The organism is Mesonia mobilis DSM 19841, from assembly GCF_000423405.1.
GTDB lineage: Bacteria > Bacteroidota > Bacteroidia > Flavobacteriales > Flavobacteriaceae > Mesonia > Mesonia mobilis.
In genome coordinates, this window is sequence record NZ_AUHX01000006.1 from 106,981 (window position 1) to 119,649 (window position 12,669).

The window sequence follows — 12,669 nt, forward strand, 5'->3', positions numbered from 1 at the left end:
CAGTAATTTATATATTCTTTTGATGAATAATATTTTGCCGAAATATCTCAAATGATGTGTTATTGATGAGTTTTAAAACTGTTAATTACAACGTTTTCGCTTTAACTCTTCTAGTCTATCGACAATAAAAACTTAACTAGATTTTCTTTTTTATCGAGGTCAAGCTTTTTTCTTAAGCGATAACGATGTAGTTCTACACTTCTGTAAGTAATGCCTATTAGTGGTGCAATTTCTTTAGAACTTAAATTCATTTTTAAGTAGGCACATAATTTTAGATCTTTTGGAGTAAGCTCGGGGAATTGCTCCTGTAATTTTTTGAAGAAATCATCGTGAACCTCATTGAAGTTTCGTTCAAAAAGTTTCCAATCATCATCCGAGTGAGATTGATTTTCTTTGAAATTGTTTAAACGATCATAAAGTTTACTATGCTCATTTTTAATTTCTTCCTTGTTAATTTCACTTTCAAGCTGATTCAGAATTTCTTCTTTTTTCGCCATACTTGCTGCATAAGTAGCCAGCTCTCTACGTTTAGAATCTAACTGGTCTTTTAGCTGTTTCTTTTCTAATTCAGCTAAGCGTTTATTGTTTTCTAGTTTTTCTTCTTTTAATTCGAGTTCGTTTTTATAAGCCAGTTCTCGCTCAAAACGCTTTTGCTTTCTGTTATACCTTTTCTTGTTGTAAAGGTTAACGAGGTAAAAAGAAAGGATCGCTAAAATGATATAACCTATAATCGCTTGATTGCTAAAGTACCAAGGAGGCAAAATTATAAATTGGTAATGGAGTGTTTTGCTCTCTCTGTTTCCGGAGATATTTTTCACCAAAAGTTCATAATCACCACGCGGAAGATTTTCAAAATTTAATTTATTATCGTCTAACGTGTTCCAAGATTTGTCGTAACCCACCAACTTATATTTATATTGATGCTGAATGTAATTGGCAGGTTTATAATTGGTAAGCGAAATATTGATAGAGTTCTTTTTATACGGAATTTCATATAAGCTATCTATCTTCTTTAATTCACCGTTAATGCTTAAACTTGAAATCGATGGCGAAGTATTTTCTTGCACTTCTATTTCGTGACTGCTCATATCTGCTAACAAATAACCGTCATCTAAAAAAAGATAGATAGAATCGTTGATAGCCTTGGCGTAGTCAAAATCTTGCACCAGTTTATTTTCGGTAATTTTAGCAGAAAGTTTTAAGGTTTTGCTAGAAGTGATATCTAAAATATTAACGTTACTCCCGTTTTTGGTGACAATAAATTTATCCTGAAATGCCATCACATCTTCAAAAGGGAATAGCTTATCGGTTAACAATTGATCTTTAATAATCGTGTCGTTAATAATGTCGTATTTTAGAATTTTGTTTTTAGAAGTTAGGTAAACCACATTTTTTAATTGAAATATATGTTTTACCTCATTCTCATCGTAAAAACGCTCTAATTGCAAAGAGTTATTTTTGAATTTGTAATGACTAACACCATTGTGAGGAGAGTTTACCCAATAGTTTCCGTTTTCATCGATGGCTACTTCATTAATTCTAAATTTAACCTTATCATAGCTATCGATTTCCCAAGAATCGTTAGTTTTTTTAAATTCACTTAGGCCTGTGTAATTCGCCTGTAAATAGGTGTTTTCTTCTTCCGTAGTAATAAAACGTACACCACCACTTAAATCACTAATAGGCTTAAAAACCTTATTCTTAATCAGAAAAGTACCATTGTTGTGCCCGCAAATTATTTCATCATCAATTCGGTTTAAATTCCAAACTTGTCCGTTAGAGTTTTCAAGAAAATGAAGTCCGTTTTGATTTTTTATAAATACTCCGTGGTTACTTCCTAGATACTCCGTGTATTTGTCGTTACCACGTTCCACAGCATAAAGCGTTCCTAATTGACCGCTTTTATCGGTAAACATATACAAGGGCGAGCTAAGAAAAACACACGCCAAACCATTATCTAAACCAAGCCATAGATTACCGTTTTTATCTTCAAACTGACTCAAAATAGTATTGTTCAACAATCCGTTGGTCGTGTTAATGGTGTATAACAATTCCTTTTCAGCATTAACGATTAATAAACCATTATTAATGGTACCAATACATAATTTGTTATCGATCCAGCTTAAATTATTAATTTCTATCCCGTTAATAATCTCAGAATCTTTAGGGATCCATTCAGTAATCTCTCCGTTTTTTACGTAGTAAATTCCGTTGAGCTGAGTTCCCAATAAAACTCCTCCTTTGTACGCAACAAGTGATTGTAAAGTATAATTTTGAAGCGGTAAACTCCAGGTTTCAAACTCAAAAACCCCATCTTTCAGTTTAAAAACACCGGCGTTTTTTGTAGTTAAATAAATCTGATCATTAAACTCATACGTGAAAATTGCTGAGACCTCCGGAAAAGCGATTTTACTCACTTGTTTCGTACGGTTATTCAACATATAAATCCCTTTAAACGATTGAAATACGATATTTTCTTTATACGGAAAAATCTTCCAAATCTCATCGTTTTTAAAAAAACCACTTTTCAGTTTTGGGGATAAGCTGGTGTAAATTAATTCATTCTTTTCATTATGCGTCCAATATCCAAATTCCTGATAAGCTCCTGTATATAAAGTGTCGTTAATCACTTCTGTAGAACGAATAACCACATCTTTTGGCAAGCTGTATTTCTTCCATTCATCACCATTAAATTCTAACAACTTATAATTATTGGCCGTGTAAATGGTACCGCAACTATCTTGAGAAATATCCCAATTCGAATTTTCTCCCTGATAGTCATTTTTTGTATAACTTTTAAAAAAAGGAGTCGTCTGTTGCGAAAAACCAACAAAACTTACCAATAGAAATAACAGAATTAGCTTATTCATAAAATGAAATTGGGGCAACTACATTATTCAAAGATAAAATATTCTTAAACATATAATTTACTTCAAAAAAAATCGAAATACATCTTGTACCTTAACAATTCAATTTAAATAAATTCATAATGAAGCCCAAAACACTGTTTTTTTGATGTAAATGAAACCTTGCTAGATTTAAACCCGCTCAAAGTTTCTGTTGAAAATTATTTGAATAATGAATCCAATTTAGCTAAATTAACTTCTCTTTTCGATGAAATTATTAGCGTTGAAAAATTTCAGACCTACAAACCAAATCAAAAAGTGTATAAGAAAATTCAACCAAAATCTATTGAAGCTAAAGAGTGTTTGCTGGTCGCCGCACACGCTTGGGACATTATGGGAGCAAAATCGTGTGGTTGGCAAACTGCTTTTGTAAAACGAGAAGGTAAAAGTTGGTTTCCGTTAGCAGAAAAACCAACTTACAACATTAAAAACATAGAAGAATTAGCCGATTTACTTTAAATACTTCGGAAATTCATTCAGCTCTAAACCCCAAATAATAGGCAACCCCAAATAAATTAACAGCACAATTAGAATAATCGAAAGAATATTCATCCAAACGCCGGTTTTCAGCATATTGGGTATGGTCAAATATCCTGAACCGAACACAATCGCATTCGGCGGTGTTGCCACCGGAAGCATAAACGCACAAGAAGCGGCCAAAGCAACGCCGATCATTAACGGATAAGGATGAACATTTAAAACCAAAGCGGTTGGCACAATAACCGGTAACATCATCGAAGTTGTGGCGGTGTTCGAAGTAATTTCAGTTAAAAAGTTTACGGATGCTACAATCAAAATCAGCATCAAGAATAACGAAATATGCTCGAAAGACGTCATTTGTTGACCGATCCATTCTGCTAAACCAGTAGTTGCAAATCCTTCTGCTAAAGCCAAACCGCCACCAAATAATAGCAAAACTCCCCACGGTAATTCTACCGCTTGTTCCCAGGTTAATAAACTTTTCTGCGTTTTATTTTTTGTAGGTAATAAGAAAATAAGTAATGCCGCGGCAATAGCAATAATGGTATCATCGATTCCCGGTAAAATAGGCGCTAATAAATAGCTTCTCGTCATCCAACAAATTGCGGTCAAGCAAAATACCACTAAAACAGTTTTTTCTTCAAAACCTAGCGGACCTAATTCTTTCTGTAAACGTTTAATTTCTTCTTTCCCTCCAGGGAATTGATTCTGCTGAAAGCTAAACGCGAACGAGGTTAAATACTTCCAAGCGATAAACATTAATAAAACCGCTAACGGAACCCCTAACAACATCCATTGAAAAAATGAAATTTCAACCTGATAAGTTTTTTCTAAAATACTCGCCAAAACAATATTTGGCGGCGTTCCGATGAGTGTTGCCATTCCGCCGATCGATGCTGAATAGCCAATACCTAACATCAAAGCTTTGGCAAAACGCTCACTTTCTTTTTGATCGGTTTTTGTTTCTTTAAGCTGAGAAATAATTGCCATACCGATCGGTAACATCATTACGGCGGTTGCAGTATTAGAGATCCACATCGAGAGAAAACCTGTAGCAACCATAAAACCGAGAATAATTTTTTTCAGTCCCGTACCGATCACACTTATAATATAAAGTGCGATCCTTTTATGTAAATTCCATCGTTCTATAGAGATCGCAAGAATAAATCCGCCTAAATACAAAAACACATATTTATGACCATAAGCTTGGGTAGTCGTGCTAATATCGATCGCACCGGTTAACGGAAAAAGTATAATGGGCAGTAAGGATGTAACTGCGATCGGCACCACTTCTAGCGTCCACCAAACGGCCACCCAAAGTGTGATCGCTAATACAGAAATTGCTTTTTCTGAAAGTCCTTCCGGTTGAAAAAATAATTGGGTAAGTAAAAATAATAGCGGACCGGCAACCAGTCCTATCTTTTTATAAATTGAATTTCCCATTACGTGTTTAATTCAAATTTCGTTTTTTAATAAAAAACTTTTTCAGCAATGTAGAAGCTTCTTCTTCTAGTAAACCTTCGGTGATTTTTGTTTTCGGGTGTAATTTTCCACCCATTACGCGATAGCCGCGATGTTCATCCTTTGCCGCAAAAACTACGTGAGAGATCTGGCTCCAATACAACGCACCGGCACACATTTGGCAAGGCTCTAAAGTCACGTAAAGGGTGCAATTGGTTAAATACTTTCCGCCTAAAAAATTAGCAGCAGCAGTAATGGCTTGCATTTCTGCGTGAGCAGTCACATCGTTAAGCATTTCTGTAAGATTATGCCCACGAGCGATCACTGTATTGTTACTCACAATAATTGCTCCTACCGGAATTTCATTACGGTCGTAAGCCTCTTGCGCTTCGATAAGCGCTTTTTTCATAAAATAAGTATCGTCAAAAGGAGTTAACATAAGCCAAAAATACAATTTCAAACTTTACCTTTGTCGTATGGCATCAAGATTATTGCAAAACATCAATTCTCCGGAAGATTTAAGAAAGCTCGACAAGCAAGACTTGTTGCAAGTCGCTAAAGAATTACGAGAATTTATTATAGATATTGTGGCTACCAAAGAAGGGCATTTGGGAGCGAGTTTGGGCGTGGTTGAATTAACCATTGCTTTGCATTATTATTTTAAAACCCCGGAAGATCTGTTGGTTTGGGATGTTGGTCATCAAGCTTACGGACATAAAATTTTAACCGGTCGCCGAGATATTTTTGAAACGAACAGAAAACTGAATGGTTTAAGCGGTTTTCCAAAACGCAATGAAAGTATTTTTGATACATTTGGAGTTGGCCATAGTTCAACTTCAATATCTGCCGCATTGGGGATGGCGATTGCCTCGAAGTTAAATGGAAAATCAGAAAAAAATCATATTGCAGTGATCGGTGATGCTTCGATCGCTAGCGGAATGGCTTTTGAAGGTCTTAATCACGCCGGGGTCACGAAAGTGAATTTATGGGTGATTTTAAATGATAATGCGATTGGAATCGACCCAAGTGTTGGTGCGTTGAAAGCATATTTATCAAAATCAAAGATTGGCGTAAAACCCAAGCAAGATAATATGATCGAAGCTTTAAATTTTCATTATTCCGGACCTATCGACGGGCACGATTTTGAAGCTATTTTTAAAGCTTTTGAAGAGTTAGAAAAGGTGAAAGGACCTAAATTTCTTCATCTCATCACCAAAAAAGGAAAAGGTTTACAGCAAGCGGAAGAAAACCAAGTGACTTATCACGCTCCGGGGAAATTTGATAAGACCACAGGTGAATTACTTCCGAAGAATAATGAAAATTTATCCCCTAAATTTCAAGACGTTTTTGGTCTCACGCTCGTTGAATTAGCAAAAACCAACGAGCAAATTATCGGGATTACTCCGGCAATGCCTACGGGAAGTTCTTTAAAATATATGATGAATGAGTTTCCCGATCGTGCTTTTGATGTTGGTATTGCAGAACAACACGCGGTAACACTCGCTGCAGGAATGGCTACGCAGGGAAAAATCGTTTTTTGCACGATCTATTCAACATTTTTACAACGCGCTTACGATCAATTAATTCACGATGTGGCTTTGCAAAATTTACCGGTAATATTTTGTATAGACCGAGCCGGCTTAGTGGGTGCCGATGGCGCTACGCATCACGGAGTTTTTGATCTTGCGTATTTACGTTGCATTCCCAATTTAATTATTGCAACCCCTTCAAATGAAATTGAACTTCGCAATATTCTTTACACCGCATCTTTAGGTTTGGAAAATCCGATCGCAATTCGCTACCCAAGAGGTCGAGGATTAATAACCGATTGGCAAAAAGATTTTCAGAAAGTTGAAATTGGTAAAGGAAAAAAACTTCAAAGCGGAAGTGAACTCGCGATTATTTCTGTCGGAACGATTAGAACAGAAGTTGAAGAAGCGCTCCAACAACTTCAACAACCGGAAAAAGTTGCGCATTATGATCTAGGATTTGTAAAACCTTTAGATGAAGAAATGCTCGTTGAAATTTTTCAGCAATACAAAACAGTGATCACGGTCGAAGATGGTGTGATTTCCGGTGGAGCGGGAGAAGCGGTTTTAGCTTTCGCTAATCAACATCAATTCACTTCAAAAATTATCAACCTAGGAATCCCAGATGAATTCATCGAGCAAGGAACCACAGCCGAACTAAGAGATCTAGCTGGCATTTCTGCGGAAAGGATTCAACAAAAAATAGAAGAGGTATTATCCTAATTTACTTCCCGATAATTTCTGAAAAGTTCTTAGCGCATTCCCGTCGGTGAGTGACGCTACTTCAGAACTTAATTGAATAAGCCATTGGTAAGTCGATTTTTCTTCTACTTCAAAATCTTTGAGAAAGCTGTTTAAAATGAGTTGATCATAATTCGTTTCTTCATGTTTCACACTATTTTCAATGGCTTTGGTGTAAGTGTCTAAAAGCGTAGCGATAATTTTATAACCGGCAATTTCTTTTTCGATTACTTCTTGGCTTTGATAAATTTTTTCAACACTTAAGCTAATAATATCTTTTATTTGAGCGGTATAATTCGATCTGTCTAATAGAGATTCGTGAAAATTCCCTTCAAGAATGGCTTCTTCATTTTCAATAAAAACACGTGCAGCATCTTTTATAAGCGTATTGATGGCGAGAGAACGTAAATAACTTAATCTGCTTTGCGTGTTGGTTAACGCGTGAAATTTTTCAGTATTAATATTGTTTTTTACGAGTTTAATAAGGTATTCTAAGGCAAAACTTTCGTCGATAAGTCCAAGATTAATGCCGTCTTCAAAATCGATAATCGTGTAACAAATATCATCGGCAGCTTCAACTAAAAAAGTGAGCGGATGACGTTTAAAGTGAATGTCGCCACTTTTGCCGGATTCAATTAAACCTAATTCTTCAGCAACGTCTTTAAAAATAATTTTTTCACTTTGAAAGTAACCGAATTTCTTATCGGCAATTTCTGTGGTAGGTTTGTGTGGTAAAGATTCTTTAGGGTATTTGGTAAAAGCTCCTAAGGTAGCGTAAGATAATCGGAGTCCGTCTTTATTTCCGTTTTTTGTTTCAGTTAATAATTTAAAGCCATTTGCATTACCTTCAAAATGGGTAAGATCGTGATATTCTTTTTCACTTAATTGTGCTTTAAAACGCTTGCCATTTCCGTTTTTAAAATATTCGCCAATAGCTTTTTCACCGGAGTGACCGAAAGGCGGATTGCCAATATCGTGTGCCAATGCTGCTGCGGCAACAATAGCACCAAAATCATTAAAATGATAACCGTGCGTGGCTGATAGATGAGGATGTTTTTCAATTACTTTTTTACCAACAATCCTTCCTAAAGATCTTCCGACAACAGAAACTTCTAAACTATGCGTGAGCCTGGTGTGAACAAAGTCTGTCTTTGAAAGTGGGATTACCTGCGTTTTGTCTTGTAAACTTCTAAAAGCTGAAGAGAAAATCACACGATCATAATCTACCTCAAAGCCTAATCGGGTGTCATCTTGAGCTATACGTAATCGTTTGGTGGTATCGCCATAACGTTTTAAAGAAAGTAATTGTTCCCAGTTCATCTACATTATTTTTAGAAGGCTAAAAATAGTAAACTAACTAGAACTATGAAGAATTGCGAGCTTACTTCTTATAATTTTCAGCAACTTTTTCTACTTCTAAATACCAATCTTCGCCAAATTTTTTAATGAGCGCTTCTTTTACAAACTTGTAAATAGGCGTTTGTAGTTCTTTTCCTAAAGAACAGGCATCGTCGCAAATTGGCCAACGATGATAATTTACAGCTGCAAATTGAGAATACGATTGTACGCGAACCGGATAAAGCTCGCAAGAAATAGGTTTTTTCCAATCTATTTTTCCGGCGCGGTAAGCACCTTCAATTCCGCAAAGGGCGGTTCCTTTATCATCGAAAGTAACATAAGCACATTCGGCGCCATTTACGAGCGGAGTTTCATATTCACCAAAATCATTTTTAATATGTGTGCCTTGTGCTTCAATCGCTTCAATGCCTTCTTTTCTTAAAAAAGGTTTCACTGCAGCATACACTTCTTTTAGTTTTTCAATTTCCTCTTCTTCTACGGGAGCGCCGGCTTCACCTTCTACACAACACGCACCTTTACAAGCAGAAAGATTACACACAAAATCTTTCTCTATAATATCTTCTGAAACTATGGTTTTTCCTATCTGAAACATTTGGCAAAGGTAATATGATTTTTTTGTAAGCAATAAAATTTTAGCCGACAATCTTAGCTGAAAATTTTATAAAATATTTTACAAATTATTGCTGGCAAGTGTTTGAAAATAAAATACTTTTGCGCGCATTTTGAAAAACGTTAGTTATGGGTTTTGACTTTAAAGAAATTTTTACTGCCGGAATGATTCTATTTGCGGTGATCGATATTATTGGTAGCATCCCAATTATTGTAGATCTACGAAAAAAAGTAGGGCATATACAGAGTGAAAAAGCTTCTGTAGTGGCGGCTATTTTAATGATCGTTTTTCTTTTTGTTGGGGAAGAAATTCTTAATCTTATCGGGATCGATGTCAACTCGTTTGCCGTAGCCGGTTCTTTTATTTTGTTCTTTTTAGCGATCGAAATGATTTTAGGTGTTCAACTTTATAAAGATGATGCACCAGAAACTGCTGCGATAGTTCCGCTGGCATTTCCATTAGTTGCCGGGGCGGGAACGATGACTTCTATACTTTCACTTCGGGCAGAATACCATACGATCAATATTATTATTGCAATTTTAATAAATATTATCATTGTTTATTTAGTATTGAAATCTTCCGGAAAAATTGAACGCGTGTTAGGAAAACAAGGAATTAATGTGATACGTAAAATTTTTGGTGTAGTTTTGTTAGCCATAGCGGTAAAATTATTTGCGGCCAACATTCAAAATTTATTCAATTAAAATGAAGTATTTTATTTACTTTTTAATGCTTTGCGCATTAGGATTATTAATTTACAACGTCACGATAATCGATTTTAGCGACCTGATGGCAAAAGACAGTAAAGTAGCTGTAGCTTGTGTTCTGTCTTCTTTATGCGTAATTGTGTTGATGCTAATCTTGCTAATTTCCAGAGAAATTAAGAAAAAAGCTGAAGCTTAATCGAGCGCAAGTAATTTCTGAATCATTTTATCGTCTTCACCAATAATTCTTTGAGCTGCATTGGTGCCAAAAAGTTGTTCAGCCATCGTGGCTCTTAAATACTTTTTGAGTAAATAACGGTAATTCTTGGTTCTAAAATCGAAATTGAATTCTTTTAAGTAGTCAATATAATTCTGAAGTGTTTTATCGGTAACTAATTCGCTTTCGTTAAATTCTTCTTGAGTTATATTGTTGAAGTAATTTCTGTCTTTTTCAAGAATATTGAAGATAAAGCGATCCATTACACCGCCTTTCAACATATAATTGAGACTTTCTTTTTCGTAATCGGTATCTTTTGCAACAAAAACGTCGGGAATAATTCCGCCGCCGCCGTAGACTACTTTTCCCCCGGGAGTTTCGTAACGCAACGAATCGTTAACACTAATGCTATCTCTACTTTGAAGTTCGCCATTACTGTAACGGCTTAAGTATTCTTCAAAGTATTCTTTGTTGTTTCCGTGATCATAGGGTTTCTGGATAGAACGACCGGTTGGCGTGTAATAACGTGCAACAGTTAGTCTAACGGCACTACCATCTCCTAAATTCATCTCACGTTGCACCAAACCTTTACCATAAGATCTTCTTCCTACAATCGTGCCTACGTCGTTATCTTGTAGCGCTCCGGCAACAATCTCACTCGCCGATGCTGAATTTTCATTGATCAACACAAAAACTTTTGAATTTTCGAATCGGCCTTTTTTGGTGGCAAAAGTTTTCTTGATCTCGCCTGATTTATTCTTCGTGAAAACAATTAGTTTTTTATCGCTTAAAAATTCATCTGCAATTTTTACGGCCTGGTCTAAATATCCGCCGCCATTATCTCTTAAATCTAGTGCTAATTCTTTAGCCCCTTGAGCGATTAAACTTTCGATTGCAGTTTCAAACTCTTTGTATGTACTTTCTGCGAAGCGATTCACTTTAATGTAACCTAACTTTTTATTCAGCATATAAGCGGCATCGACACTTTTAATAGGAATCGTGCCTCGTTTCACTTTAAAATCTAGCAGTTTTTCGCTTCCGTTACGTTTAATCTTTAAGTTAACGGTGGTGTTTATTTTTCCTTTTAATAAAGATGAAAGAGAATCTGTGTTAATTGTTTTTTGTGCTAACTCTATTCCGTCTGCATAAAGAATGCGGTCTCCGGCTTTAATACCTACTTTTTCACTTGGGCCGTTCGCTAAAGGTTTGATCACAGCGATCGTGTCATTCAGCGTATAAAAACTTATACCGATGCCTACAAAATCTCCTTTCATATTTTCGGCAAGCGCATCGTATTTTTGCTTCGGAATATAAGTTGAATGCGGATCTAGATCTTCTAAAATACTATTCACCGTAACATCAACAATACTATCGGTATTTACATTGTCGACATATTCGTAGTCGATGTAGTCGATAAGTCGGTTGAGCTTTTCTTTTTTGGCATTAGCGGTAAAAAGACCTTCAGAAGAATCTGAAAAATCTAAACTGGCACCAATAAAAACACCAAAAGCGCAAGCTGCGCCAATAATTAAAGGAAGATATTTTTTAGAGTAACCGCTCAAGTATTTTTAGTCGTTTAAGTCTGTAATTTGTTCGATGGTAACGCCGGCTTTTTCTAGAAAGCCTAAACCGGAATTATCTTTATATCCGTTTTGATACACTACACGTTTTATGCCAGCTTGATGAATAAGCTTGCTACATTCTTTACAAGGCGACATCGTAATGTATAACGTCGCATTTTTACAGGATTGTGTAGAGCCGGCAACTTTTAATATTGCGTTTGCTTCAGCGTGTAAAACATACCACTTAGTTAAACCTTCTTGATCTTCACAGCAATTCTCGAAACCGCTGGGCGTACCGTTATACCCGTCTGAAATGATCATGCGGTCTTTTACAATAATAGCACCTACTTGCTTGCGCTTACAATGAGATAGTTTACCCCATTCTACGGCCATTCTTAAATAAGCTTTATCAAACTTTAGCTGTTTTTCTGCAGACATTTTTCAGCATTTAGAACTGTAAATTTAAAAGAATAATTTTTCTTTTTCAGCCTTTAAAAAACAATAACAAGATTTTACCAAATATTACTTTCTAATAACATAGGAATAACCAGTCCGATCACAATAGAAGAAACGACCAAAACCCAGTCTCTTTTTGAATAGTTGAAAATTGACTGAAAGATCAAAGCTAGAATTAATACCACAATAACTACAATGGCTTGTGCAGCTTCAATACCCAATGCAAATTCTAAAAGCCAAACAAATTTATCGGTACCGGAACCTACAGAACCCATAAAGAATGAAGAAAAACCTAAGCCGTGAATCACACCAAAGAAAAGTGTTGTAGCAATAAGAACACCCATCCCGCCATCTTTTGGCGTTTTGCCGGCGCGAATTAAATTATAAAGCGCAGTAATAAATATAGTTACCGGTATTAAAAATTCAACATAAGCAGAATTTACTTTTACAATATTAAAAGTCGCTAAAATTAAGGCTAAAGTGTGACCTAAAGTAAAGGTGGTGACTAGCCAAAACACGCGTTTCCATTCTAAAAAAGTATATGATGCTACTAATACAATTAAAAATAGCACGTGATCGTAAGCATTCAAATCTAAAACATGGGTAAGGCCAAGCTTAAAGTAAATCCAAAATTCGTTCATAAG

The 12,669-nt window shown here is 35.7% G+C and carries 12 protein-coding genes; 4 read left to right on the forward strand and 8 right to left on the reverse strand.

All coding sequences use genetic code 11. The features are described from left to right. Window positions 1–110 precede the first annotated feature (110 nt). Entirely contained in the window at window positions 111–2,870 is a 2,760-nt protein-coding gene (locus tag G551_RS0106445; RefSeq protein ID WP_027884784.1) for a helix-turn-helix and ligand-binding sensor domain-containing protein, read from the reverse strand. A 159-nt stretch (window positions 2,871–3,029) separates the two neighbouring features. On the opposite strand from G551_RS0106445, the gene G551_RS15525 reads away from it, so the two are divergent. Next, window positions 3,030–3,365 (forward strand): HAD hydrolase-like protein, encoded by a 336-nt coding sequence (locus G551_RS15525; protein WP_051191310.1) that lies wholly within the window; start codon window positions 3,030–3,032, stop codon window positions 3,363–3,365. Here G551_RS15525 and G551_RS0106455 read toward each other — a convergent pair. After that, complete coding sequence (locus G551_RS0106455) at window positions 3,357–4,829, reverse strand: SLC13 family permease (RefSeq protein ID WP_027884785.1); 1,473 nt, start codon at window positions 4,827–4,829, stop codon at window positions 3,357–3,359. The two genes, G551_RS15525 and G551_RS0106455, sit on opposite strands and share 9 nt — an antisense overlap. A gap of 7 nt (window positions 4,830–4,836) precedes the next feature. After that, a complete protein-coding gene (locus G551_RS0106460) occupies window positions 4,837–5,286 on the reverse strand; it encodes a nucleoside deaminase (protein ID WP_027884786.1) in 450 nt (149 codons plus the stop codon). 37 nt (window positions 5,287–5,323) lie between these two features. On the opposite strand from G551_RS0106460, the gene G551_RS0106465 reads away from it, so the two are divergent. Beyond that, window positions 5,324–7,099, forward strand: coding sequence for a 1-deoxy-D-xylulose-5-phosphate synthase (locus tag G551_RS0106465; protein ID WP_027884787.1), 1,776 nt, complete (start codon window positions 5,324–5,326; stop codon window positions 7,097–7,099). Here the strand turns inward: G551_RS0106465 and G551_RS0106470 are convergent. Both G551_RS0106470 and G551_RS0106475 read right to left on the reverse strand, forming a co-directional pair. Next, window positions 7,091–8,437 (reverse strand): deoxyguanosinetriphosphate triphosphohydrolase, encoded by a 1,347-nt coding sequence (locus G551_RS0106470; protein ID WP_027884788.1) that lies wholly within the window; start codon window positions 8,435–8,437, stop codon window positions 7,091–7,093. The two genes, G551_RS0106465 and G551_RS0106470, sit on opposite strands and share 9 nt — an antisense overlap. A gap of 61 nt (window positions 8,438–8,498) precedes the next feature. Then, a complete protein-coding gene (locus G551_RS0106475) occupies window positions 8,499–9,068 on the reverse strand; it encodes a DUF3109 family protein (protein WP_027884789.1) in 570 nt (189 codons plus the stop codon). A gap of 146 nt (window positions 9,069–9,214) precedes the next feature. On the opposite strand from G551_RS0106475, the gene G551_RS0106480 reads away from it, so the two are divergent. Next, on the forward strand, window positions 9,215–9,790 hold the full coding sequence (locus G551_RS0106480) for a MarC family protein (RefSeq protein WP_027884790.1): 576 nt from the start codon (window positions 9,215–9,217) through the stop codon (window positions 9,788–9,790). A gap of 1 nt (window position 9,791) precedes the next feature. Next, a complete protein-coding gene (locus G551_RS0106485) occupies window positions 9,792–9,989 on the forward strand; it encodes a hypothetical protein (protein ID WP_027884791.1) in 198 nt (65 codons plus the stop codon). Here G551_RS0106485 and G551_RS0106490 read toward each other — a convergent pair. The 3 genes from G551_RS0106490 to G551_RS0106500 form a co-directional block, all read right to left on the reverse strand. Next, window positions 9,986–11,569, reverse strand: coding sequence for a S41 family peptidase (locus G551_RS0106490; RefSeq protein WP_027884792.1), 1,584 nt, complete (start codon window positions 11,567–11,569; stop codon window positions 9,986–9,988). The two genes, G551_RS0106485 and G551_RS0106490, sit on opposite strands and share 4 nt — an antisense overlap. Window positions 11,570–11,575: 6 nt before the next feature. Then, on the reverse strand, window positions 11,576–12,007 hold the full coding sequence (locus tag G551_RS0106495; RefSeq protein WP_027884793.1) for a deoxycytidylate deaminase: 432 nt from the start codon (window positions 12,005–12,007) through the stop codon (window positions 11,576–11,578). A gap of 74 nt (window positions 12,008–12,081) precedes the next feature. Then, on the reverse strand, window positions 12,082–12,666 hold the full coding sequence (locus G551_RS0106500) for a HupE/UreJ family protein (RefSeq protein ID WP_027884794.1): 585 nt from the start codon (window positions 12,664–12,666) through the stop codon (window positions 12,082–12,084). Window positions 12,667–12,669 lie beyond the last annotated feature (3 nt).

Coding starts and splice junctions, on each gene's coding strand:
- G551_RS0106470 (WP_027884788.1), bottom strand. CDS start 8,437: ATGAACTGGGAACAATTACTTTCTTTAAAACGTTATGGCGATACCACC.
- G551_RS0106475 (WP_027884789.1), bottom strand. CDS start 9,068: ATGTTTCAGATAGGAAAAACCATAGTTTCAGAAGATATTATAGAGAAA.
- G551_RS0106500 (WP_027884794.1), bottom strand. CDS start 12,666: ATGAACGAATTTTGGATTTACTTTAAGCTTGGCCTTACCCATGTTTTA.
- G551_RS0106445 (WP_027884784.1), bottom strand. CDS start 2,870: ATGAATAAGCTAATTCTGTTATTTCTATTGGTAAGTTTTGTTGGTTTT.
- G551_RS0106460 (WP_027884786.1), bottom strand. CDS start 5,286: ATGTTAACTCCTTTTGACGATACTTATTTTATGAAAAAAGCGCTTATC.
- G551_RS0106465 (WP_027884787.1), top strand. CDS start 5,324: ATGGCATCAAGATTATTGCAAAACATCAATTCTCCGGAAGATTTAAGA.
- G551_RS0106480 (WP_027884790.1), top strand. CDS start 9,215: ATGGGTTTTGACTTTAAAGAAATTTTTACTGCCGGAATGATTCTATTT.
- G551_RS0106495 (WP_027884793.1), bottom strand. CDS start 12,007: ATGTCTGCAGAAAAACAGCTAAAGTTTGATAAAGCTTATTTAAGAATG.
- G551_RS0106455 (WP_027884785.1), bottom strand. CDS start 4,829: ATGGGAAATTCAATTTATAAAAAGATAGGACTGGTTGCCGGTCCGCTA.
- G551_RS0106485 (WP_027884791.1), top strand. CDS start 9,792: ATGAAGTATTTTATTTACTTTTTAATGCTTTGCGCATTAGGATTATTA.